Origin of the sequence: Winslowiella iniecta (assembly GCF_001267535.1) — a bacterium.
GTDB lineage: Bacteria > Pseudomonadota > Gammaproteobacteria > Enterobacterales > Enterobacteriaceae > Erwinia > Erwinia iniecta.
In genome coordinates this window covers 103,417-127,124 of the sequence record NZ_JRXE01000016.1, presented here as the reverse complement: position 1 = coordinate 127,124, position 23,708 = coordinate 103,417, and the positions used below count along the sequence as shown (strand labels likewise).

Annotated in this window: 20 protein-coding genes; 14 read left to right on the top strand and 6 right to left on the bottom strand. The window is 54.3% G+C overall.

The window, feature by feature from the left end; all coding sequences use genetic code 11:
- Positions 1–292: 292 nt before the first annotated feature.
- Positions 293–493, bottom strand: coding sequence for a YbfA family protein (locus tag NG42_RS12930; RefSeq protein WP_052899841.1), 201 nt, complete (start codon positions 491–493; stop codon positions 293–295).
- Positions 494–777: 284 nt separating this feature from the next.
- On the opposite strand from NG42_RS12930, the gene NG42_RS22460 reads away from it, so the two are divergent.
- From NG42_RS22460 to kdpE, 6 genes are read left to right on the top strand one after another with little or no spacing between them, the layout of a single operon-like run.
- A complete protein-coding gene (locus NG42_RS22460; protein WP_156322112.1) occupies positions 778–867 on the top strand; it encodes a potassium-transporting ATPase subunit F in 90 nt (29 codons plus the stop codon).
- Positions 867–2,549, top strand: a complete 1,683-nt coding sequence (gene kdpA / locus NG42_RS12920; protein ID WP_052899840.1) for a potassium-transporting ATPase subunit KdpA — start codon at positions 867–869, stop codon at positions 2,547–2,549. The genes NG42_RS22460 and kdpA overlap by 1 nt, the downstream gene beginning before the upstream one ends.
- Before the next feature lie 13 nt (positions 2,550–2,562).
- Entirely contained in the window at positions 2,563–4,611 is a 2,049-nt protein-coding gene (kdpB, locus tag NG42_RS12915) for a potassium-transporting ATPase subunit KdpB (RefSeq protein WP_052899839.1), read from the top strand.
- A gap of 9 nt (positions 4,612–4,620) precedes the next feature.
- Positions 4,621–5,205 (top strand): potassium-transporting ATPase subunit KdpC, encoded by a 585-nt coding sequence (gene kdpC / locus NG42_RS12910; protein ID WP_052899838.1) that lies wholly within the window; start codon positions 4,621–4,623, stop codon positions 5,203–5,205.
- A gap of 36 nt (positions 5,206–5,241) precedes the next feature.
- Positions 5,242–7,911, top strand: a complete 2,670-nt coding sequence (kdpD, locus tag NG42_RS12905; RefSeq protein ID WP_052899837.1) for a two-component system sensor histidine kinase KdpD — start codon at positions 5,242–5,244, stop codon at positions 7,909–7,911.
- Positions 7,908–8,585 (top strand): two-component system response regulator KdpE, encoded by a 678-nt coding sequence (gene kdpE, locus NG42_RS12900; RefSeq protein ID WP_052899836.1) that lies wholly within the window; start codon positions 7,908–7,910, stop codon positions 8,583–8,585. Before kdpD ends, kdpE begins: the two co-directional genes overlap by 4 nt.
- Positions 8,586–8,705: 120 nt before the next feature.
- On the opposite strand, the gene pgm is transcribed toward kdpE, so the two are convergent.
- Both pgm and seqA read right to left on the bottom strand, forming a co-directional pair.
- Positions 8,706–10,346 (bottom strand): phosphoglucomutase (alpha-D-glucose-1,6-bisphosphate-dependent), encoded by a 1,641-nt coding sequence (gene pgm, locus NG42_RS12895; protein ID WP_052899835.1) that lies wholly within the window; start codon positions 10,344–10,346, stop codon positions 8,706–8,708.
- A 24-nt stretch (positions 10,347–10,370) separates the two neighbouring features.
- Positions 10,371–10,913, bottom strand: coding sequence for a replication initiation negative regulator SeqA (gene seqA, locus NG42_RS12890; RefSeq protein ID WP_052899834.1), 543 nt, complete (start codon positions 10,911–10,913; stop codon positions 10,371–10,373).
- A 263-nt stretch (positions 10,914–11,176) separates the two neighbouring features.
- Here seqA and ybfF point away from each other — a divergent pair, with 263 nt between their 5' ends.
- The 4 genes from ybfF (at position 11,177) to fur (ending at position 13,878) form a co-directional block, all read left to right on the top strand.
- Complete coding sequence (gene ybfF / locus NG42_RS12885; protein WP_052899833.1) at positions 11,177–11,941, top strand: esterase; 765 nt, start codon at positions 11,177–11,179, stop codon at positions 11,939–11,941.
- A gap of 167 nt (positions 11,942–12,108) precedes the next feature.
- Positions 12,109–12,390: a LexA regulated protein gene (gene ybfE / locus NG42_RS12880; RefSeq protein ID WP_052899832.1), complete on the top strand. Its 282-nt coding sequence runs from the start codon at positions 12,109–12,111 to the stop codon at positions 12,388–12,390.
- 153 nt (positions 12,391–12,543) lie between these two features.
- Positions 12,544–13,074 (top strand): flavodoxin FldA, encoded by a 531-nt coding sequence (gene fldA / locus NG42_RS12875; protein WP_052899831.1) that lies wholly within the window; start codon positions 12,544–12,546, stop codon positions 13,072–13,074.
- Positions 13,075–13,434: 360 nt separating this feature from the next.
- Positions 13,435–13,878 (top strand): ferric iron uptake transcriptional regulator, encoded by a 444-nt coding sequence (gene fur / locus NG42_RS12870; RefSeq protein ID WP_052899830.1) that lies wholly within the window; start codon positions 13,435–13,437, stop codon positions 13,876–13,878.
- Positions 13,879–13,941: 63 nt separating this feature from the next.
- Here fur and mtr read toward each other — a convergent pair whose 3' ends face one another.
- From mtr to nagE, 3 genes are all read right to left on the bottom strand, one after another.
- Positions 13,942–15,189: a tryptophan permease gene (gene mtr / locus NG42_RS12865; protein WP_052899829.1), complete on the bottom strand. Its 1,248-nt coding sequence runs from the start codon at positions 15,187–15,189 to the stop codon at positions 13,942–13,944.
- A gap of 74 nt (positions 15,190–15,263) precedes the next feature.
- Entirely contained in the window at positions 15,264–16,931 is a 1,668-nt protein-coding gene (gene glnS, locus NG42_RS12860) for a glutamine--tRNA ligase (RefSeq protein WP_052899828.1), read from the bottom strand.
- 188 nt (positions 16,932–17,119) lie between these two features.
- Positions 17,120–19,153, bottom strand: a complete 2,034-nt coding sequence (gene nagE, locus NG42_RS12855; RefSeq protein ID WP_052899827.1) for an N-acetylglucosamine-specific PTS transporter subunit IIBC — start codon at positions 19,151–19,153, stop codon at positions 17,120–17,122.
- A gap of 334 nt (positions 19,154–19,487) precedes the next feature.
- On the opposite strand from nagE, the gene nagB reads away from it, so the two are divergent.
- The 4 genes from nagB to NG42_RS12835 all read left to right on the top strand — a co-directional run bounded on the left by nagB (position 19,488) and on the right by NG42_RS12835 (position 23,561).
- Positions 19,488–20,288 (top strand): glucosamine-6-phosphate deaminase, encoded by an 801-nt coding sequence (nagB, locus tag NG42_RS12850; RefSeq protein ID WP_052899826.1) that lies wholly within the window; start codon positions 19,488–19,490, stop codon positions 20,286–20,288.
- A 97-nt stretch (positions 20,289–20,385) separates the two neighbouring features.
- The gene (nagA, locus tag NG42_RS12845; protein WP_052899825.1) at positions 20,386–21,534 is read left to right on the top strand and encodes an N-acetylglucosamine-6-phosphate deacetylase; all 1,149 of its coding nucleotides are present in this window, start codon (positions 20,386–20,388) and stop codon (positions 21,532–21,534) included.
- Between the two features lie 7 nt (positions 21,535–21,541).
- Complete coding sequence (gene nagC, locus NG42_RS12840; RefSeq protein ID WP_052899824.1) at positions 21,542–22,762, top strand: DNA-binding transcriptional regulator NagC; 1,221 nt, start codon at positions 21,542–21,544, stop codon at positions 22,760–22,762.
- A 46-nt stretch (positions 22,763–22,808) separates the two neighbouring features.
- The gene (locus tag NG42_RS12835; protein ID WP_052899823.1) at positions 22,809–23,561 is read left to right on the top strand and encodes an HAD-IIA family hydrolase; all 753 of its coding nucleotides are present in this window, start codon (positions 22,809–22,811) and stop codon (positions 23,559–23,561) included.
- Positions 23,562–23,708 lie beyond the last annotated feature (147 nt).

Sequence of the window (23,708 nt, the reverse complement as noted above, 5' to 3'; positions counted from 1 at the left end):
TGATCTCGGCAAACACGCTGGCGTGCATCAGCGCATCGCCCTGACGGGCTGCACGGTTATCGTTCATGGTTCAGACGTCCTGTCCGGTTTGTTTTATCTCGTCACGGCTTCCGCGTGCAGAGATGAAAGATGAGTTATTCTGATTAATTTCACACGGTGATTAGTTTTTTACCGTGACGACGATCGCGAAGGCGCTTCAGGGGATATTTTGGGGCGCGGGCGGAGGCAAAAAAAATCCGCCACCCGGTGAAGGATGACGGATTAAAGCAAAGATCAGTATGGGCGGCGAAACTTAATAAAAATCGCAGCCTGCCGCTTCTGCCTGAGCCAGCCAGACCGGTTTAGTGCTGGTTTTGCTCCAGAATCGATGCAGATAGCTGTAGAAGCGCGCACGATCCTCGCGGAATAACATCACCGGCAGCGCCAGCAGACCAATAATGACCGCCGCGACGCGACGCAGAATGACTTTATGCAGTGAATAGTGTTGATACATGGTCCACGCCCTCCGAAGTTAAAAAATGCTGTATGTAATCTGTCCAATAATAATACGCCGCCTGATGTAATTTTACTACTGATCCGACCACTTTTTTGAGCAAAAAAGCGCAGTTTTTGGCTATCGCTGTAATTGAGTTACAAAATTGTTATCAAACGATCGCCAGGGATTAACACTCCGGTCATTTTTATACTTTTTTTATACCGCGCCCCGCTTTCTATACACCGTCTTTGCACGCCAATGATTACTCTGCGTTTATCTGAATCACACCCCGGAGGTGTACTGTGAGTGTTGGGATTATCGCTGGCGTGGCAGGGGTTGCATTACTGACCGGCTACCTGATTTATGCGCTGATTAATGCGGAGGCGTTCTGATGGCCGCCTCCGCAAGCCTGTTACTGTTTAGCTTTGTGGCACTGTTACTGCTGCTGGCACAGCCACTGGGTAAAAGCATGGCGAAACTGGTGGACGGCGATGCTGGCCGATGGCGGGCGGCCTTTGAACGCCGCCTGTGGTGGCTGTGCGGTGTCCGCCAGAAAGAGATGAGCTGGATCCGCTATTTTTGGGCAATTATCGCCATTAATCTGCTGGGCGTGCTGGTGCTGTTTGCCATCCTGATGTTGCAGGATCGTCTGCCGCTGAATCCACAGCAGTTCCCGGCGATAAGCTGGCATCTGGCGCTGAACACCGCCATCAGTTTTGTCACAAATACCAACTGGCAGGCGTACAGTGGCGAAAATACCCTGAGCTACTTTAGCCAGATGGTGGGCCTGACGGTGCAGAACTTCCTGTCCGCCGCCAGTGGTATCGCGGTCGCTTTTGCGCTGATCCGCGCTTTCTCGCGCCAGAGCGTACAGACCCTCGGTAACGCCTGGCAGGATCTGCTGCGCATCACCCTTTATCTGCTGCTGCCGCTGTCATTTATCCTCGCGCTGTTGTTTGTCAGCCAGGGCGTGCTGCAAAACATTAATCCTTATCAGACCCTTCACTCGCTGGCCGGATCGAGTCAGACCTTACCCATGGGGCCAATTGCCTCACAGGAGTCGATTAAGCTACTGGGTACTAACGGCGGCGGCTTCCTCGGTGCCAACTCCGCGCATCCGTTTGAAAACCCCAATGCCCTGACCAACTTTATGCAGATGCTGGCGATTCTGCTGATTCCGGCGGCACTCTGTTTCACCTTCGGCGAAGCAGTGCGCGACCGCCGTCAGGGTCACGCGCTGCTGGCGACCATGACGCTGATGTTTATCCTCGCCGCGATCGTGGTGATGTGGGCCGAGCTAAACGGCAATCCGCATCTGCTTTCCGCCGGCGCTTCCTCGCCGTTCAATATGGAAGGCAAAGAGGCGCGCTTTGGCATTCTCAGCTCCGCACTGTATGCAGTCGTCACCACCGCCGCCTCCTGTGGCGCGGTTAATGCCATGCATGACTCGTTTACTGCACTGGGCGGGATGGTGCCGATGCTACAGATGCAGATTGGTGAAGTGATTTTCGGCGGCGTCGGCTCTGGCCTGTACGGCATGATGCTGTTTGTGCTGCTGGCGGTATTTATTGCCGGGTTGATGATTGGCCGCTCGCCGGAATACCTCGGTAAAAAAATCGATACCCGGGAGATCAAAATGACCGCGCTGGCGATTCTGGTCACGCCGACACTGGTGCTGCTCGGCAGCGCGCTGGCCATCGCCACCGACGCCGGACGCGCAGGCATACTGAATCCTGGCGCGCACGGCTTCAGTGAAGTGCTGTATGCCCTCTCCTCGGCGGCGAATAACAACGGCAGTGCCTTTGCCGGTCTGAGCGCCAATACCCCGTTCTATAACCTGTTGCTGGCGTTTGCCATGTTTGTCGGCCGCTTCGGCATTATTCTGCCGGTACTGGCGATTGCCGGTTCACTGGTGGCGAAAAAAGCCCAGCCGGTGAGCAGCGGCACCCTGCCGAGCCATGGCGCGCTGTTTATCGGTCTGCTGACCGGCACAGTGCTGCTGGTTGCCGCACTGACTTTTGTCCCGGTGCTGGCGATTGGCCCGGTGGCTGAACATCTTCAACTGACTCAGTAAGGCGGAGCAACTCATGACTCGCAAGCAACAACCTCTCTTTGATGCGGTAATGACGCGTCAGGCGCTGATTGATGCGCTGAAAAAATGCGATCCGCGCGTGCAGTGGCGTAATCCGGTGATGTTCGTGGTGTATCTCGGCTCGATAGTCACCAGCCTGATCGCCCTGGCGATGCTATCCGGTTACCGCAGCGGCAGCGGCGGATTCACCGCCGCTATCGCCATCTGGCTGTGGTTTACCGTGCTTTTTGCCAACTTTGCCGAAGCGATAGCCGAAGGCCGCAGCAAAGCGCAGGCGAACGCGTTAAAAGGCATGAAGAAAACCAGCTGGGCCAATAAGCTGACCGCCGCACGCCATGATGCGCCTGCCGAACGTGTTCCGGCTGAGTCGCTGCGCAAAGGCGATATCGTGCTGGCCGCCGCTGGCGATACCATTCCCTGCGACGGCGAAGTGATTGAAGGCGGCGCATCCGTCGACGAAAGCGCCATTACCGGCGAGTCCGCGCCGGTGATTCGTGAATCGGGCGGTGATTTTGCCTCCGTCACTGGCGGCACGCGGGTGCTGTCCGACTGGCTGGTGATTCAGTGCAGCGTGAATCCTGGCGAAACCTTCCTTGACCGGATGATTGCGATGGTCGAAGGGGCACAACGCCGTAAAACGCCAAGCGAAATCTCACTGACCATCCTGCTGGTGGCGCTGACGCTGGTATTTTTATTTGCCACCGCCACCCTCTGGCCGTTCAGCGAGTTTGCCGGTCAGCCGATTAGCATCACGGTGCTGGTCGCACTGCTGGTGTGTCTGATTCCGACCACCATTGGCGGATTGTTGTCGGCCATTGGTGTCGCCGGGATGAGCCGGATGCTGGCGGCGAATGTGATTGCCACCAGCGGCCGCGCGGTAGAAGCCGCCGGTGATATTAATGTGCTGCTGCTGGATAAAACCGGCACCATCACGCTGGGTAATCGCCAGGCGTCCGCGTTTTTAACCGCACCCGGCGTCAGTGAACAACAGCTGGCGGATGCCGCTCAGCTGGCGTCGCTGGCCGATGAAACCCCGGAAGGCCGCAGCATCGTGGTGCTGGCAAAACAGCGCTTTAATCTGCGCGAACGCGACCTGCACGCACTGGATGCCAGCTTTGTGCCCTTTTCGGCGCAGACCCGGATGAGCGGCGTCAATATCCAGCAGCGCATGATTCGTAAAGGCGCGGTCGACGCCATTAAACGCCATGTCGAAGCGAATGGTGGTCAGTTTCAGCCGGAAGTGATGGCGCTGGTTGAACAGGTGGCGCGCACCGGCGGTACACCACTGGTGGTCGCCGAAGGCAATGTGGCGCTGGGCGTCGTGGCATTAAAAGATATCGTTAAAGGTGGCATAAAAGAGCGCTTTGCCGAGCTGCGCACCATGGGGATTAAAACCGTGATGATCACCGGCGATAACCCGTTAACCGCCGCAGCGATTGCCGCCGAAGCCGGGGTGGATGACTTTCTGTCCGAAGCCACGCCGGAAGCCAAGCTGGCGCTGATTCGCCAGTATCAGTCCGAGGGGCGGCTGGTGGCAATGACCGGTGACGGCACCAATGATGCACCGGCGCTGGCGCAAGCCGATGTCGCGGTGGCGATGAATTCGGGTACCCAGGCGGCAAAAGAGGCGGGCAATATGGTCGATCTTGATTCCAATCCCACCAAGCTTATCGAGGTGGTGCATATTGGCAAACAGATGCTGATGACCCGCGGCTCGCTGACCACCTTTAGTATTGCCAATGACGTGGCGAAGTATTTTGCGATTATTCCGGCGGCGTTTGCCGTTACCTGGCCGCAACTTAACGCGCTGAATATTATGCACCTGCACTCCCCCGCCTCGGCGATTCTGTCGGCGGTGATCTTTAATGCGCTGATTATCGTCTTTCTGATCCCGCTGGCCTTAAAAGGGGTCAGTTACCGGCCGCTAAGCGCCGCCGCGCTGCTGCGTCGCAACCTGTGGATTTATGGCGCAGGCGGCATGCTGGTGCCATTTGTCGGCATCAAAGTTATCGATCTGCTGTTAACCATTACCGGTCTGGTTTAAGGAAACACTATGTCCCTCTTACGTCCGGCACTGCTGGTGTTTATTCTGCTGTCACTGATTACCGGTGCCGCTTATCCGCTGTTAGTTACCGGCGTGGCGCAGGCGATTTTCCCGTGGCAGGCGAATGGATCTTTGGTCACTGTGTCAGGTCAGGTGCGTGGTTCTGAGCTGATCGGTCAGCCCTTTACCGATGCGGCTGATTTCCACGGTCGCCCGTCCGCCACTGCTGACACGCCGTATAATGCGCTGGCGTCAGCAGGCAGTAATCTGGCCGCCAGCAATCCGGCGCTGGATCGGTTAGTTGCCGAGCGCGTCGCGGCACTGCGCGCGGCGAATCCGCAGGCCAGCCGCGAGGTGCCAGTCGATCTGATTACCGCTTCCGGCAGCGGGCTGGATCCGGAAATCTCACCGGCAGCCGCGTACTGGCAGGCAGCACGTGTGGCACAGGCGCGCGCGATTCCGTTGGCAGAGGTTAATGCGTTGATTGCGCAACATATTCACCAGCCGATGTTGAAATTTGCTGGCGAAGCGACGGTAAATGTCCTTATGCTGAATCTGGCGCTTGAACAAAAGTACCCGCAGTCACCCCGCTAAGGGCAGCGCCGCCCGAGCCGATAATAAGGAAAATTCATGAACCAGGAGCTACAGCGTCCGTCGCCGGAAAAGCTGTTGCAGCAGCTCAGCTCCCCGCCGCGCGGTAAGCTGAAGATCTTTTTCGGTGCCTGTGCCGGTGTCGGTAAAACCTTCGCCATGTTGCAGGAAGGGCGTCGTCTGCGCGAACAGGGTCTCGACGTGCTGGTGGGCGTAGTGGAGACCCACGGGCGGCGCGAAACCGCCGCCCTGCTGGACGGCCTTAGCCTGCTGCCACTGAAGTCATGGACGCAGCAGGGCCGACAGTATCCGGAGTTCGATCTCGACGCGGCCCTCGCCCGTGCGCCAGCGGTTATCCTGGTTGATGAGCTGGCGCACAGTAATATTATGGGTTCACGTCATCCGAAGCGCTGGCAGGACGTGGAAGAGCTGCTGAATGCCGGTATCGATGTCTTTACCACGGTCAATGTTCAGCATCTGGAAAGTCTGAATGATGTGGTCGGCAGCATTACCGGTATTCGGGTGCGCGAAACCGTGCCGGACCCGATTTTCGATCTGGCCGATGAGATTGTGCTGGTCGACCTGACGCCGGACGATTTAAGACAACGGCTGGCGGAAGGCAAAGTGTATATCGCCGGGCAAGCGGAACGCGCTATCGAACACTTCTTCCGTAAAGGCAATTTGATTGCGCTGCGCGAACTGGCGCTGCGCCGCACTGCCGATCGCGTTGATGATCAGATGCGCGCCTGGCGTGACCATAAAGGGCGCGAACAAGTCTGGCATACCCGCGATGCGGTGTTGCTGTGTATCGGCGAAAGCGCCGGCAATGAAAAGCTGGTGCGCACCGCTGCGCGTCTGGCGGCAAAACTGGATGCGCCGTGGCACGCGGTGTATGTCGAAACGCCGCGGCTGCATAAATTGCCCGGCGAACAGCGACGCCGCATCTTGCAGGCGTTGAAACTGGCGCAGGATCTCGGCGCGGAAACCGCCACGCTTTCTGACACCCACGAAGAGCGGTCGGTACTGCGTTACGCACGTGAACACGACCTCGGCAAAATTGTGATTGGCCGTCGCGCTTCACAGCGCTGGAAACGCGACGGTTTTGCCAACCGGCTGGGCAAACTGGGGCCGGATCTCGATCTGCTGATCGTCGCGCGGGATGAACCCGATTCTGCGCTGTCAGCCCGCCCGGTCAGTAATAAAAGCGCCGCCGAAAAATGGCGTAAACCGCTGGAAGGCTGCGCGCTGGCGGTCGCATGGTGCGCGACCCTTACCGTCGGTGCCAGCTGGCTGTTTCCGCAGGTGGCCGATGCCAACCTGGTGATGCTGTATCTGCTCGGCGTGGTGATCGTCGCCCTGTTGTATGGCCGCTGGCCATCGGTGGTGGCATCGCTGATTAATGTCGCCAGCTTTGACCTGTTTTTTATTGCGCCACGCGGTACCCTGGCGGTGTCGGATCTTGAGTATTTGCTGACCTTCGCCATTATGCTGACGGTGGGTATCATTATCGGTAACCTGACCGCCAGTATGCGTTATCAGGCGCGGGTGGCGCGCTATCGTGAAGCACGCGTGCGTCAGTTATATGAGGTTTCCCGCGCGTTAAGCCGCACCCGTAGCCAACAGGATATTATTGCGGTCAGCCAGCATTTTATTGATAACACCTTTCGCGCCAGCAGCGAGCTACTGATCCCCGATGCCCACGGACAGTTACCGCAGCCGCGCCAGGCCGATGCCGCGATTGCCCGCTGGAGTTTTGATAATGGTCAGCCCGCCGGAGCGGGTACCGCCACCCTGCCAGGCCTGCCCTGCCTGATACTGCCGTTGATGATGCAGGAAAAATGCTGGGGATTGCTGATTATTGAACCGTCCAGCTTGCGGCAGCTGATGATCCCGGAACAGCAGCGGCTGATTGAGACAGTGATTGTGCTGATCGCCAGTGCGCTGGAGCGGCTGGCGCTGACCCAGTCCGAAGAGCAGGCGCGCTTCTCCGCCGAAAGTGAACAGTTACGCAACTCGCTGCTGGCTGCGCTGTCCCACGATTTACGCACCCCGCTGACGGTGCTGTTTGGCATGGCGGAAATCCTGACGCTGGATTTATCCGCCGTTAATTCGCCGCACGCCCCGCAGGCGAATCAGATCCGTCAGCACATTATCAATACCACCCGGCTGGTAAATAATCTGCTGGATATGGCGCGCATCCAGTCCGGCGGCTTTGTGCTGCGCAAAGAGTGGCTGACGCTGGACGAAATTATTGGCAGCACCCTTAATGCCATGGCACCGCTGCTGAATGGACGCCGTATCCTTACCGATCTCCCCGATGAGCTATTGCTGGTTGAAGTTGATGGCCCGCTAATTGAACGGCTGCTGACCAATCTGCTGGAGAATGCGGTTAAATATGCGGGTAACACGGCGCAAATCGGTATTCGCGCGCGCCGCACCGACAATCTGCTGGATATCGAAGTGTGGGATAATGGGCCAGGCATTTTGCACGGGCAGGAAAAGCAGATTTTTGATAAATTTATGCGTGGTAATAAAGAGTCAGCGATCCCTGGCGTCGGGCTTGGCCTGGCGATCTGCCAGGCGATTGTTACCCTGCATCAGGGTGAGATTATCGCTGAAAATCGTCCGGCCGGTGGTGCCAGCTTCCACCTGCGCCTGCCACAGGATAAGCCGCCAGAATTGGCCCCCGAAGAGACAGAGGAAATGTGACCACCGTCCTGATTGTCGAAGATGAAAAAGAGATTCGTCGCTTTTTGCGTATCGCGCTGGAAGGCGAGTCGTTGCGCGTGTTTGACAGTGAAACGCTACAGCGGGGATTAATCGAGGCCGCCACCCGCAAACCGGATCTGGTGATTCTCGATCTCGGGCTGCCCGACGGCGACGGCATTGAATTTATCCGCGATGTACGCCAGTGGAGCGCCATGCCGATTGTGGTGCTGTCGGCGCGCAGTGATGAACAGGACAAAATTGCGGCGCTCGATGCCGGAGCCGATGATTTTTTGTCGAAGCCGTTCGGCGTCGGTGAACTGCTGGCGCGGGTGCGGGTTGCGTTACGTCGTCAGGCTTCCGCCAGTCCGCAGGCGGCGGTAATCAGCTTTTCTGCCGTTACGGTGGATATCGCCGCCCGACGCGTCACCCGTGACGGCCAGGAGCTGCATCTGACGCCGATTGAATTTCGTCTGCTGGTGATCTTACTGAACAATGCCGGAAAAGTGCTGACTCAGCGCCAGTTACTGACTCAGGTGTGGGGGCCAAATGCGGTGGAGCACAGTCATTATCTGCGCATCTATATGGGTCATTTGCGACAGAAGCTGGAAGCCGATCCGGCGCAACCCAAGCATCTGCTGACAGAAACCGGAATCGGCTACCGGTTTATGCCTTAATGATTGGCACCCTGCCAACCTTCGGCACGGGCGGCGCAAACGCCGCCGCTACGCCAGAATGCGCGCCAGATAAAAAAAAGGCGCTGATTGCTCAGCGCCCTCTGTTATCAGCTGCGTCAATTACGCGTTTTTCAGCACTTCGCTGACAATCTCTACCGCTTCTTTTTCAATCTTTTCACGATGCTCAGCACCGAGGAAGCTTTCACAGTAGATTTTGTAGGCGTCTTCAGTACCGGACGGGCGCGCGGCAAACCAGCCATTCTCTGTCATCACTTTCAGACCGCCAATCGATGCGTCATTACCTGGAGCCGCCGTCAGACGTGCGGTGATCGGGTCACCGGCCAGCGTATCTGCGCTGACCATTTCCGGTGACAGCTTAGACAGCGCCGCTTTCTGCGCGGACGTCGCCGACGCTTGCAGACGGTTGTAGCTTGGTGCGCCAAAGCGCCCGGCCAGCTCATCGTAATGCTGCTGTGGGTTTTTACCGGTCACCGCAGTGATTTCCGCCGCCAGCAGGCACATAATGATGCCGTCTTTATCCGTTGACCACGGCGTGCCGTCAAAGCGCAGGAAAGATGCCCCGGCACTCTCTTCGCCACCGAAACCGAAGCTGCCATCAAACAGCCCATCAACGAACCATTTGAAGCCCACCGGAACTTCCACCAGCTTGCGACCAATGTCGTTGACCACACGGTCAATCATCGCGCTGGAAACCAGCGTTTTACCGACGGCAACCTCTTTGCCCCACTGCGGACGATGCTGGAACAGATAGTGGATCGCCACCGCCAGATAGTGGTTCGGGTTCATCAGACCAGCAGGCGTGACAATGCCGTGACGGTCATAGTCCGGGTCATTGGCAAAAGCCAAGTCGAACTTATCACGCAGCGCCAGCAGGCCCGCCATCGCCGATTCAGAGGAGCAATCCATACGGATAGCACCATCTTTATCGAGATGCATAAAGCGGAAAGTCTGATCGACTGCATCGTTAACAATTGTCAGGTCGAGATGGTAAAACTCTGCAATGCGCTGCCAGTAGGCAATGCCGGAACCACCAAGTGGATCGACACCGATTTTCAGGCCCGCTTTCTGGATCGCCGCAATATCCACAACCTGCGCCAGACCTTCGATATAAGGCTGGATCAGATCCTGCTCCTGAATATGGCCGCTCGCCCAGGCTTGATCCAGCGTCAGACGGTTTACCCCTTTCAGGCCATCCTGGATCAGCTGGTTAGCGCGATCTTCCACCACTTTGGTGACGTTTGTATCCGCCGGACCGCCATTCGGTGGATTATATTTAATCCCACCGTCTTCTGGCGGGTTATGTGATGGCGTGATCACGATCCCGTCGGCCAGCGCACCCGCGTGCTTATTGTGTTCCAGAATCGCGTTTGAGATCGCCGGAGTTGGCGTGTAGCCATTATCCTGCTGAACGATCACATCCACACCGTTGGCTGCCAGCACTTCCAGCACCGAAATAATCGCCGGCTCAGAGAGTGCGTGCGTGTCTTTACCGACATAGCACGGGCCGGTGATGCCATTTTTTTTGCGTTCTTCTGCAATGGCCTGTGCGATCGCCAGAATATGCGACTCGTTAAAGCTGTGGCGTCCTGCGCTGCCGCGATGGCCAGATGTACCAAATTTCACCGCATGTTCTGCATTGGCCAGATCCGGCTGCAGCACGTAATACTGGGACGTTAATTGTGCAACGTTAATCAAATCGCTTTGCTGGGCGGGTTGCCCGGCACGGGGGTGATTGGCCATTGGCGCTTCTCCCTGACGCTTCAGTTAGATGGTGCCGCAAACCTTCTCTGTCAGCTCCACCGGGAACTGCATCGACAACATGATGTGTTCAATCATGCTGCATTTGCGACCTGTATTAGTATTGGTAATCACCCAGTATGGCGTGCCGGGAACGTGCTTCGGCTTGGTATGGGTGCCATTCTGGATCAGAACTTGTTGATTTCCCGCAAAATAGACGCGAGTACGGCCGTGAAGTGACTCGGTCGCCTCGGCAAACGCTTTCGGATCGAGTGAATACAGGGTCGACAAAATCAGCATAAAGCGGTTAACCGCTCGTTTCTGCTCCGCATATTCATCGGACAGCAGCAGTTCACGCACGGCGCGGACACGGTCCTGCGGGCGGGATTCGGTTTTCACCACTGCGGCTTCTTTCACCGGCAACGTTTGCGGTGCTACTGCCGCTGGTGCGCTCTGACCGGCGGTAAACTTCAGCATACGCCGCAAAATATCAGATGCGCTTTCACCAATGTGTTGAGTGTGGCTGGCAATATAGCGGTATAGCTCTTCGTCGACTTCAATCGTTTTCATCTTTATCCGTACGGTTATTGCGTTTTGCAGAACCGGTCCCATCTGGTCGCAGCCGTTAGTATTAACGTCTGCACAAATTGTGACCCGGCTCTAACATAAGGATTATAAAGTTAAATCTTGTGGCAGTGTAGCGCCAGCGACCTTTGCAGGCAAAAGTCAGATTATGCCGCAAAAAGTTCGTTAACCGCGTTGCGCTTTCACCCGGCAAGAAATGTGAAATCCATGATAACCTAAGCTTTCGTTTCCACTGTAAGAACTTTGCCATGAATTTGAATGCTCGCCTGCAAACTGAACAATCTGTCGCTAACTCTACCCCGATTCTGCTGATCCATGGGCTGTTTGGCAGCCTCGATAATCTGGGTGTGCTGGCACGCGGCCTGAAAACCGATCGACCGATTCTGCAGGTTGACGTGCGCAATCATGGTTTGTCGCCGCGCAGTGAGGAAATGAACTATCGGTTGATGGCGCAGGATGTGCTCGACACGCTGGATGCTCAGGGCATTGATAAGGTCGCGGTGATTGGCCATTCCATGGGCGGAAAAATTGCCATGACACTGAGTGCGCTGGCACCGGAGCGTATTGAACAGCTGGTGATGATCGATATCGCGCCGGTGGATTACCAGACGCGCCGCCATGACGCCATCTTTGCCGGGGTGAATGCCGTCACCGAAGCCGGTGTCACGTTGCGCTCGCAAGCCGCTGAAGTGATGCGCAGCCAGATTGATGAAGAGGGCGTGATTCAGTTTCTGCTGAAATCGTTCCACGAAGGTCAGTGGCGCTTTAATGTGCCTGCGCTGTGGAACAATTACCGCACCATTTCTGGCTGGGAAACCGTCCCGGCATGGCCCCATCCGGCACTGTTTATTCGCGGCGAGCTCTCCCCTTATCTTGATGATATTCATCGTGCTGCGCTGCTCAGCCAGTTCCCGCAAGCGCGTGCTCACGTGATCGCCGGAGCCGGACATTGGGTGCATGCTGAAAAACCTGATGCTGTTTTGCGCGCAATTCGCCGTTTTTTTGCGCTTTAAAAGCAAATAGTTGCTGACACAGTGAAATGATTGTCGCGACGACTTTCACTGGGGTATGATGGCGCGCTAAAATTTTGCCGCTGTACGCAACGGCGGCAAACCGGCTCATACTTAGTCAGAAACCTTGGCGTTTTCAGACGCCGACGCTCATTCAGTATCACGATTCTATGGCAAAAGAGAACACGGACCGCACGACGATCGATCTGTTTGCAGACGAGCGCCGCCCGGGACGACCAAAAACCAATCCGCTTACGCGTGATGAACAGCTGCGCATCAATAAACGCAATCAGTTAAAACGCGACAAAGTTCGTGGGCTGCGCCGCGTCGAATTAAAGATGAACAGCGATGCGGTTGATGCGCTCAATCAGATGGCTGAAGAGCGCAATATGAGTCGTAGCGAGCTGATTGAAGAGATGATTCTGTCACAGCTTAACGCCACCACCCTATAACTGAGGCGCGGTCAGCTGCGGCTTTGAGCGCACAATGCGACAAATCCGGCAGCATTTGAAGTTCCGCGCCCCGACACTGTCTGCTATCATTGCCAATAACTGGCTATCTGTAGTATTCACCATATCATTAAGTTTCAAGAGGTTATTAAACTCATGGCAATCGTAGGCATTTTCTTTGGCAGCGATACTGGCAATACGGAAAACATTGCAAAGATGATCCAAAAGCAACTGGGTAAAGATGTTGCTGAGGTTCATGACATTGCCAAGAGCGCCAAAGAAGATCTTGAAGCCTTTGATATCTTACTGCTTGGCATCCCGACCTGGTATTACGGTGAAGCGCAGTGCGACTGGGATGATTTCTTCCCGACGCTGGAAGAGGTCGACTTCAATGGCAAACTGGTCGCCCTGTTTGGCTGTGGCGATCAGGAAGACTACGCTGAGTACTTCTGTGATGCGATGGGCACCATTCGCGATATCATTGAGCCAAATGGCGCGGTGATCGTTGGCCACTGGCCAACCGAAGGTTATCATTTCGAAGCCTCAAAAGGGCTGGCGGATGATAAAAACTTCCTCGGCCTGGCGATTGATGAAGATCGCCAGCCAGAACTGACCAACGAACGTGTTGATAAGTGGGTTAAGCAAATTTTTGATGAACTTCAGCTGAAAGAAATCATCGAAGCTTAAGCTGTCTGGCCATTGTGGGCGCTAACTCACAATGAGCCAGTGGTTTTTCCTATAGAAATGATAGATACATATTTGTAACTGCAGACTGTAAATCTGTACAATACCCCTCATCGGTCACCTCGCTAATGACTCTTTTTTGAGAGTACAGGGTTTAGCAAAGTAGCCATAATGGGACAGGCTTTGAAGCATGAACTTCTCACGGACGTAACGCCTTACATCCTGTGGTAGTTTATCGCCCTCCCTGCGGTTTTCATTTCAAAGCACGAGTTCTATAATGAGACGCCATTAGATCTGGCGTCGACCGATGTTCAGGGCTTTTCAGCCACATTGTGACTAGCAAAGTAACAGGACAATATCCGCATGACTGACAACAACACCGCATTAAAGAAGGCCGGCCTGAAAGTCACGCTTCCACGTCTGAAAATTCTGGAAGTGCTTCAGGAACCAGAGGGCCATCACGTCAGTGCGGAAGACTTGTATAAGCGCCTGATTGATTTGGGCGAAGAAATTGGTCTGGCGACGGTATATCGCGTTCTTAACCAGTTTGATGACGCGGGTATCGTTACCCGTCATAATTTTGAAGGCGGCAAGTCCGTTTTCGAACTTACGCAGCAGCATCATCACGATCACCTGATCTGCCTTGATTGCGGCAAAGTGATTGAATTCAGTGATGAATCAATTGAAACGCGTCAGCGTGAAATCGCGACACGTCATGGCATCAAGCTGACCAACCACAGTCTGTACCTTTATGGTCACTGTTCGACGGGTGATTGCCGCGAAGACGAAACGCTGCACGACAAATAAATTCTGCGCTGCAGAACGTTAAACAAAACCGGTGACTTGTCACCGGTTTTTTTATGCCTGCATTCAGCGCGCGTAAACCGGCAGCAGATCGGCGTAGGACAGTAAACTGACCACGATATTGATGCCGCCAAACAGTAATACCAGCATAATCGTCAGATTGCCGCCGGCCACGCGATAGCCGGTGTAATCAAAACGCTTTCTGGCTTTTACTGCCAGTAACGCCGGGGTAATGACCGCCCACAGGGTTGCCGCCAGTCCGGCATAGCCAATCGCATGCAGAAAACCGTTCGGATAGATCAGGCTGGCTGTCAGCGGAATAGCAAAAGTCAGTAGCGTGGTTTTCAGCCGCCCTGCCGCATTGTTCGCAATGCCAAACAGATCGGCAAGATAATCAAACAGCCCGAGGCTGACGCCCAAAAATGAACTGGCAACGGCAAAGTTGGAAAACAGCAGCAGCAACATACCCAGCCACGGGCTGCTGATCAGATCGCCAAATGTCGCCACCAGCGCATCGATATTGCCGCCAGCCTGAGCGATAGCGATAAATTTCGGGCGCTGAATATTGCCCATCGCGCTGATTAACCAGACAAAGTAGATTGCCAGCGCAATCACCGTGCCGTAAATCAGGCACTTCCTCACCTTCGCGGCATCCTGACGGTAGTAGCTGACCAACCCGGAAATATTGCCATGGTAGCCAAACGACGCCAGGCAGAATGGCAGCACCATAAAGATGTACGGGAAATAGCTCGCCCCACTCTGCTGAGTATCCAGCAAATTATCGACCCGCACATGCCACAGCAGACCGCCAAAGGTCATCAGAAAAGCGGCCAGCTTAGCGAACAGGAAGATAAAGGTCATTCTGCTGACCACTGCGGTGCCCAGCCAGATAAACACCGCCAGCAACAGGGTAAACAGCAATCCCGCCTGACGTTGTGATAGCCATGGCAGCGTGCTGCTAAAGGTATGATGCAGGATGGAACCGCTGGCAGAGATATAGGCGTAAGTTAAAATTCCCAGCACAAACGCGATGGTGACACCGTTAACGAGATTCCACTTACTGCCCAGCAGATCGCGGGTTACCGTGGAAAAATTTGCGCCGTCCGGATAATGCAGACTCGATTCCAGATACAGCAACCCGGATAACAGCATGCAAAACCACGAGAACAGCAAGATCAGCGTCGACCATGAAAACCATGCGCCGGACATCACCACCGGCAGTGAAAACATGCCTGCACCAATAATTGTGCCGCTAATGATCATGGTTCCCCACATCACCGACGGCGCTTTTCGTCCTGAAAGTATTTCAGCCATAAAAATGTTGTCGTGTCCTTAGCCGATAAAAAAAACGCAGCTCTCAGGCTGCGTTTTTCACTGTCACAGCGGGATTATCCGCCGATTTTCGCCCAGGTGTCGCGCAGGCCAACGGTGCGGTTAAATACCAGCTTTGACGGGCTGGAATAAACACTGTCAGCACAGAAGTAACCTTCACGCTCGAACTGGTAAGGGCTGCTGGCTTCTGCCGCTTGCAGGCTCGGCTCAACAAAGCCCTGCTGGATCACCAGTGATTCCGGGTTGATGCTGGCGAGGAAGTCCTCAGCACTGGCCGGATTGGGTACGCTGAACAGGCGGTCATACAGACGGAATTCCGCCGGTAACGCATGCACAGCAGAAACCCAGTGAATCACCCCTTTCACCTTGCGGCCATCAGCCGGGTCTTTACTCAAAGTGTCAGTGTCGCAGGTGCAGTACAGGCAAGTGATATTGCCCGCTTCATCTTTGGCCACGCGCTCGGCTTTAATCACGTACGCATTACGCAGACGCACTTCTTTGCCCAGCACCAGACGCTTGTACTGCTTATTGGCTTCTTCGCGGAAGTCAGCGCGATCGATATAGATCTCGCGGCTGAACGGCACTTCGCGGCTGCCCATTTCCGGCTTGTTCGGATGAGCAGGCATCGTCAGCAGCTCTTCATGACCGGCCGGTAAGTTTTCGATCACCACTTTCACCGGGTCCAGCACTGCCATCGCGCGCGGCGCGTTCTCATTCAGGTCGTCACGAATACAGGATTCCAGCGACGCCATTTCGACAATGTTATCCTGCTTGGTGATACCGATACGGCGGCAGAACTCGCGAATCGAAGCCGCAGTATAACCACGACGACGCAGGCCAGAAACTGTCAGCATACGCGGATCATCCCAGCCTTCCACCACGTTCTCGGTGACCAGCTGATTCAGCTTACGCTTGGACATAATCGCGTATTCGAGATTCAGTCGCGAAAACTCGTACTGGCGCGGATGCACAGGAATGCTGATGTTATCCAGCACCCAGTCATACAGGCGACGGTTATCCTGGAACTCCAGCGTACACAGTGAGTGGGTAATCCCTTCCAGTGCATCGGAAATGCAGTGGGTAAAGTCATACATCGGGTAGATGCACCACTTGTTACCGGTCTGATGGTGGTCAGCGAATTTAATGCGATACAGCACCGGATCACGCATCACAATAAAGTTGGACGCCATATCGATTTTTGCACGCAGGCAGGCGGTGCCCTCGGCAAACTCACCGTTACGCATTTTTGCAAACAGTGCCAGGTTTTCCTCTGGCGTACGATCGCGGTATGGGCTGTTTTTGCCCGGCGACGTCAGGGTACCGCGATATTCACGGATCTGTTCTGGCGTCAGCTCATCAACATAGGCGAGGCCTTTGTTAATCAGCTCAATCGCATAGTTGTGCAGTTGATCGAAATAGTCAGAGGAATAGCAAACTTCGCCGCTCCACTGGAAACCGAGCCATTGCACGTCACGCTTGATAGATTCAACAAACTCCAGATCTTCTTTGACCGGGTTGGTGTCGTCGAAACGCAAGTTACATTGACCCTGATAATCTTGCGCGATGCCAAAGTTCAGGCAGATCGACTTTGCATGACCGATGTGCAGGTAGCCATTCGGCTCCGGCGGAAAACGGGTATGCACACTGGCGTGCTTACCGGTCGCCAAATCTTCGTCGATAATCTGACGAATAAAGTTAGTTGGGCGGGCTTCTGCCTCACTCATCTTAATTTCCTCAACACAATATATGTCTGGTGATTTGTATCACGAAATAACGGAGTATGATCCACAAAGCAGAGAAGGGAAACAACCGTTTGTTGACGGAATAACGTAAAAAAGGGCGGGAATCGCTTCCCGCCCTGCTCAGGCTTCATATTCAGACCGCAGATGCTCTGACAGCATCCGCGACTGACTTAGCCTTTAATTTCGAACAATTTGGTTTCACCCGCCACCACCGAACCGCTGGCCAACAGATTCACACCGGCAAAGTCATCAATATTGCTGACCACCACCGGGCTGATCATTGAGCGTGCGTTGGCGTTAAGGAAATCAAGATCCATCTCCAGCACCGGCTGACCGGCCGTCACCACCGCGCCCTCTTCGACCAGGCGGCTAAAGCCTTTACCGCCCAGCGCCACGGTATCCAGCCCCATATGCACCACAATTTCCACACCGTTGTCAGATTCCAGACAGAAAGCGTGATTGGTGTTAAAGATCTTCACGATAGTCCCGGCAATCGGTGCCACCACGGTTTTGTCGGTCGGTTGAATTGCCAGACCGTCACCGACCGCTTTACTGGCAAAGGCTTCGTCAGGCACGTGTTCAATTGCCACCACCTCACCGCTGACCGGTGCCACCAGCGTGGCAATAATCCCTTTCGATGCGTTGGAGACCGCTTGCGGCTGTGCCGTTGGCGCAGCGCCGGATACCGCAGGAGCAGAAGCCGCAACCGGACCTTTGGCTAGCACGGTTTTCATCGCCGAAGCGATGGTTTCTGCACGCGTCCCGACAATAATCTGCACGCTCTGCTTGTTAAGACGAATCACTCCCGACGCGCCAAGGCGTTTGGCCACCGCATCATTCACTTCAGCAGAATCTTTCACATTCAGACGTAAACGGGTGATACAGGCATCAATCCCGGTCAGATTATCGGAACCGCCCACTGAGCTGATATAACGGCGCGCCAGTGATTCAGCTTCTGATTCACCCTTACCGCTGTGATCAACGCTAGTGTCATAACCATCACTTTCATCACCGGCCACCGACAGTTCACGACCTGGCGTCATCAGATTGAATTTTTTAATGGTGAAGCGGAATACCACGTAGTAAATAACAAAGAACACCAGACCCTGTGGAATCAACATATACCACTGGGTCGCCAGTGGGTTACGCGATTGCAGTGCCATATCGACCAGGCCAGCACTGAAGCCGAAACCGCTGATCCAGTGCATGCTGGCGGCGATAAATACCGAGATCCCAGTCAGAGCAGCGTGCAGTACATACAGTACCGGCGCCACAAACATAAAGGAGAATTCCAGCGGCTCAGTAATCCCGGTAAAGAAGCTGGCGAAAGCGGCAGCAATCATAATACCGGCCACTTTCGCGCGGTTTTCCGGACGGGCACAGTGATAAATCGCCAGCGCCGCACCCGGCAGACCGAACATCATAATCGGGAAGAAGCCCGCCTGATAACGACCGGTGATACCGACAATGCCTTTACCGGTTTCGATAGATTGCGCGCCGCCAAGGAAGTTTGGAATATCGTTGATACCGGCAACGTCAAACCAGAACACCGAGTTCAGTGCGTGATGCAGACCGACCGGGATCAGAATACGGTTAAAGAAGGCGTAAATACCCGCACCGGCAGAGCCCAGTTTCTGAATGTGCTCACCAAAGTTGACCAGACCATCAAACACCACCGGCCAGATATACATCAGGATAAAGGACACGAAGATCATCAGGAAGGAGACCAGAATCGGCACCAGACGACGTCCGCTAAAGAATGAAAGCGCTCTTGGCAGTTCAACATGGCTGAAGCGGTTATACACTTCAGCAGAGATGACCCCCACCACAATACCGACAAACTGGTTTTCAATTTTGCCAAATGCCGCAGGCACCTGATCAAGTGGGATCTTCTGGATCATCGACACGGCGGCAGGTGAACACAGCGTGGTAACTACCAGGAAGCCGACATAGCCGGTCAGCGCAGCGGCACCGTCTTTGTCTTTCGACATACCGTAAGCCACACCGATGGCAAACAGTACTGACATATGGTCAATAATCGCCGAACCTGATTTCAGTAATAAAGCCGCCAGCGCATTGCTGGCTCCCCAGCTATTCGGATCGATCCAGTAGCCGATGCCCATTAAAATCGCTGCTGCAGGCAGTATGGCTACCGGCACCATCAGCGCCCGGCCAACCTTTTGTAAGTAACTTAAAATATTCACCTTTTCCCCCTCCGAGAGCCGACAAGGTCACGAAAACTGTTTGGTATTATTATCACAATTATCAGCTAACCTGATGACAGTACACATCACAATACGAAGTGTAAAAAAAAATTAATTCGCTGCGCAAATTAAAACCGCTGCATCTGTGATATTTATCACCAAATACCGCACATTTTCCTCGATACGGCTGGCTATGGCTGCAAACTTATTTTATGATCCGAATTATCAGGGCGGTTTTTTCCTCTGTCGTTATAGCTAAGTCAGGTTACGCTTAGTTGTATCAGCACCAAGGCCGTCTTAAATCTGATTCAATTCCGCTTAAATGAGGTGAAACATGAGACTGATTCCACTGGCAACCCCTGGGCAAGTAGGCAAATGGGCCGCTCGTCATATCGTCAACCGTATCAACGCATTCAAACCCACGGCAGATCGTCCGTTTGTTCTGGGTCTGCCAACCGGCGGCACCCCGCTCGAAGCTTACAAACATTTAATTGAGATGCATAAAGCGGGCCAGGTTAGCTTCAAACATGTTGTCACCTTCAATATGGACGAATATGTCGGCCTGCCAAAAGAGCACCCGGAAAGCTATCACAGTTTTATGTATCGTAATTTCTTTGATCATGTTGATATCCCTCGTGAAAATATCAACCTTCTCAATGGTAATGCGGACGATATTGACGCAGAATGTCGCCAGTATGAAGAAAAGATTCGTGCATACGGTAAAATCCACCTGTTTATGGGTGGCGTAGGCAACGATGGCCATATTGCGTTTAACGAACCCGCTTCTTCTCTGGCATCCCGCACCCGCATCAAGACGCTGACGCATGAAACCCGCTTAGCGAACTCTCGCTTTTTCAATGGCGATGTTGATCAGGTCCCTAAATATGCTCTGACGGTGGGTGTTGGCACCTTGCTGGATGCAGAAGAAGTGATGATTCTGGTTATCGGCCACGTTAAAGCGCAGGCGTTGCAGGCGGCAGTGGAAGGTAATGTTAATCATATGTGGACCATCAGCTGCCTGCAGCTGCATGCCAAATCTGTGGTGGTGTGTGATGAGCCGTCAACCATGGAACTGAAGGTAAAAACCGTAAAATATTTCCGCGAAATGGAAGCGGAAAATATGAAAGGTCTGTAATCGATCTCTGACGCTCACACCCACAGAGTTAAGGCGCGGAGAGGCTTCGCGCCAGAAATAACCAGTCATTTAGTCAGAATAATGCCGGGAGATAATTATGTACGCATTAACCCAGGGCCGCATCTATACCGGCCATGAAATCCTTGACGATCATGCAGTTGTCATTGCTGATGGCTTGATTGAGCGCGTATGTCCGCTCGCTGAGCTCCCTGCTGGCATCGCAACGCGTGACGTTAAGGGCGCGATTATTGCCCCCGGCTTTATTGATGTGCAGCTTAACGGTTGTGGCGGCGTGCAGTTTAATGACGACATCAACGCCATCAGTGTGGAAACGCTGAATATTATGCAGCGGGCCAATGAAAAGTCCGGCTGCACCAGCTTTTTACCGACGCTTATCACCAGCAGCGATGAGCTGATGACGCGTGCGGTTGAAGTAATGCGCGCTTATCTGGCGCAAAATGCCCATCAGGCGCTCGGCTTGCACCTGGAAGGCCCGTGGCTGAATGTCGCCAAAAAAGGCACCCACGACCCGGCGTTAATTCGCCAGCCGGATCCGGCGCTGGTTAATTTTCTCTGCGAAAATGCCGATGTGATCACTAAAATCACGCTGGCACCGGAAGTGGCAGGCAGCGAGGTGATTCGTCAGCTGCGCGCAGCCGGGATTATCGTTTCTGCCGGTCACTCGCATGCCACTTATCAGGAAGCAAAACACGGCATCACCGCGGGCATCAGCTTTGCCACTCATCTGTATAACGCCATGCCGACCATTACCGGCCGCGAGCCGGGCCTGATTGGCGCGCTGTTTGATTCCCCGGATGTATACTGCGGCATTATTGCGGATGGTTTACATGTCCATTACGCTAATGTGCGCAATGCAAAACGCATTAAAGGCGACAAGCTGGTACTGGTTACCGACGCCACCGCGCCAGCTGGTGCGACCATTGATCAGTTCATTTTTGCAGGCAAAACAATATACTATCGTAACGGGCTGTGCGTTGATGAAAACGGTACGCTCAGTGGTTCTGCATTAACTATGATTGAAGCAGTAGAGAACTGCGTCGAACATGCCGGTATTGCACTGGATGAAACCCTGAGGATGGCAACGCTCTATCCAGCCCGCGCAATGGGCGTGGACAAACAGTTAGGTTCTGTTGAAGCAGGAAAAGTGGCAAACCTGACTGTTTTCACCCGCGATTATAAAATTATCCAGACTATCGTTAATGGTGACGAAGTCCTAAGCGAGTAATCACTGAATGACCACTGGCGGCCAGGCACAAATAGGAAATGTCGATCTCGTTAAGCAACTGAACAGCGCAGCCGTCTACCGGCTGATTGACCAGCAGGGTCCAATCTCGCGCATCCAGATCGCCGATCTCAGCCAGCTTGCTCCCGCCAGCGTCACCAAAATTACCCGCCAGCTTATTGAGCGCGGGCTGATTAAAGAGGTCGATCAACAGGCCTCTACCGGTGGTCGCCGCGCGATCTCCATCATCACGGAAACCCGTGGTTTTAACACCATCGGTGTACGCCTTGGCCGACATGATGCCACCCTGACGCTGTACGATTTAAGCGGTAAATCCCTTGCTGAAGAGCACTATTCGCTGCCAGAGCGCACCCAGGAAACGCTGGAAAATGCGCTGTTCACTGCTATCGAAAACTTCAGTGAACAGCATCAGCGTAAACTGCGTGAGCTGATTGCCATTTCGGTGATTCTGCCCGGTCTGGTCGATCCGAAAAACGGTGTGATCCGCTATATGCCGCATATCAATGTCAGCAACTGGGCGCTGGTCGCGCAACTGGAAAAACGTTTTAACGTCACCAGTTTCGTCGGCCACGATATCCGTAGTCTGGCGCTGGCTGAGCACTACTTTGGTGCATCCCGCGACTGCGCTGACTCCATCTTAGTGCGTTTACATCGCGGCACCGGCGCCGGCATTATTACCAACGGCCATATTTTTCTCGGCAGCAATGGCAACGTTGGTGAAATTGGTCATATTCAGGTCGACCCGCTGGGTGAACGCTGCCATTGCGGCAACTTCGGCTGTCTGGAAACCATTGCTGCCAATGGCGCCATTGAAAATCGCGTGCGCCACCTGCTGACGCAGGGCTATCCGAGTTCCCTGACACTGGACGATTGCCAGATTCAGCAGATCTGTAAAGCCGCCAACCGTGGCGATGCGCTGGCCTGCGAAGTAATTGAGTACGTTGGCCGCTACTTAGGTAAAGCGATTGCGATTGCGATTAACTTGTTTAACCCACAAAAAGTGGTGATCGCCGGTGAGATTACCGAAGCCGAGAAAGTGCTGCTGCCGGCGATTGAAGGCTGCATCAATACTCAGGTACTGAAAGCGTTCCGCAAAAATTTACCGGTCGTGCGCTCCGAAATCGATCACCGCTCTGCTATCGGCGCTTTCGCGCTGGCCAAACGCGCGATGCTGAACGGCATTCTGTTGCAGCGTTTGCTGGAAGCGTAATACCTCAGCCAGCCTGCTGCTGGCTTACTCCCTACGGATAAGCGTAATGACCTTGAAAAATGTAATTTGTGATATTGATGGCGTGCTGATGCACGACAACACCGCCGTTCCTGGCGCCAATGAATTTCTCAATCGCGTGCTGGAAAACGGCATGCCGCTGGTGGTGCTGACCAACTACCCTTCTCAGACCGCGCAGGATCTGGCCAACCGTTTTGCTTCAGCCGGGATTGATGTGCCGGACAGCGTGTTTTACACCTCGGCGATGGCGACCGCGGATTTTCTGCGGCGTCAGGAAGGTAAGAAAGCCTATGTGGTCGGCGAAGGCGCACTGATTCATGAACTGTATAACGCCGGTTTCACCATTACGGATATTAATCCTGACTTTGTGATTGTCGGTGAAACGCGCTCTTTTAACTGGGAGATGATGCATAAGGCCGCCTTCTTTGTCGCCAATGGCGCGCGCTTTATTGCCACCAACCCCGACACCCACGCGCGCGGCTTCTCCCCGGCCTGCGGTGCCCTCTGCGCCGGGATCGAAAAAATCTCTGGCCGTAAGCCGTTCTACGTAGGCAAGCCAAGCCCATGGATTATTCGCGCCGCGCTGAACAAGATGCAGGGCCACTCTGAGGATACGGTGATTGTCGGCGATAATCTGCGCACCGATATTCTGGCCGGTTTCCAGGCGGGTCTGGAGACCATTCTGGTGCTCTCCGGCGTCTCGACATTAAGTGATATCGATGCCATGCCTTTCCGCCCGACATGGATTTACCCGTCGGTGGCGGATATCGATATTATCTGACCTTGATAAGCCCGGCAGCGCCGGGTTTTTTTACGCCCACGCCTCGCCTGTTTTTTAGGCGCTTTTGCGGCTTTATTGTCGAATCGTTAATAAATACCGCTTGAAACTGATAAATCATCAAAGATCCACGAAGGTCAACAGACAATT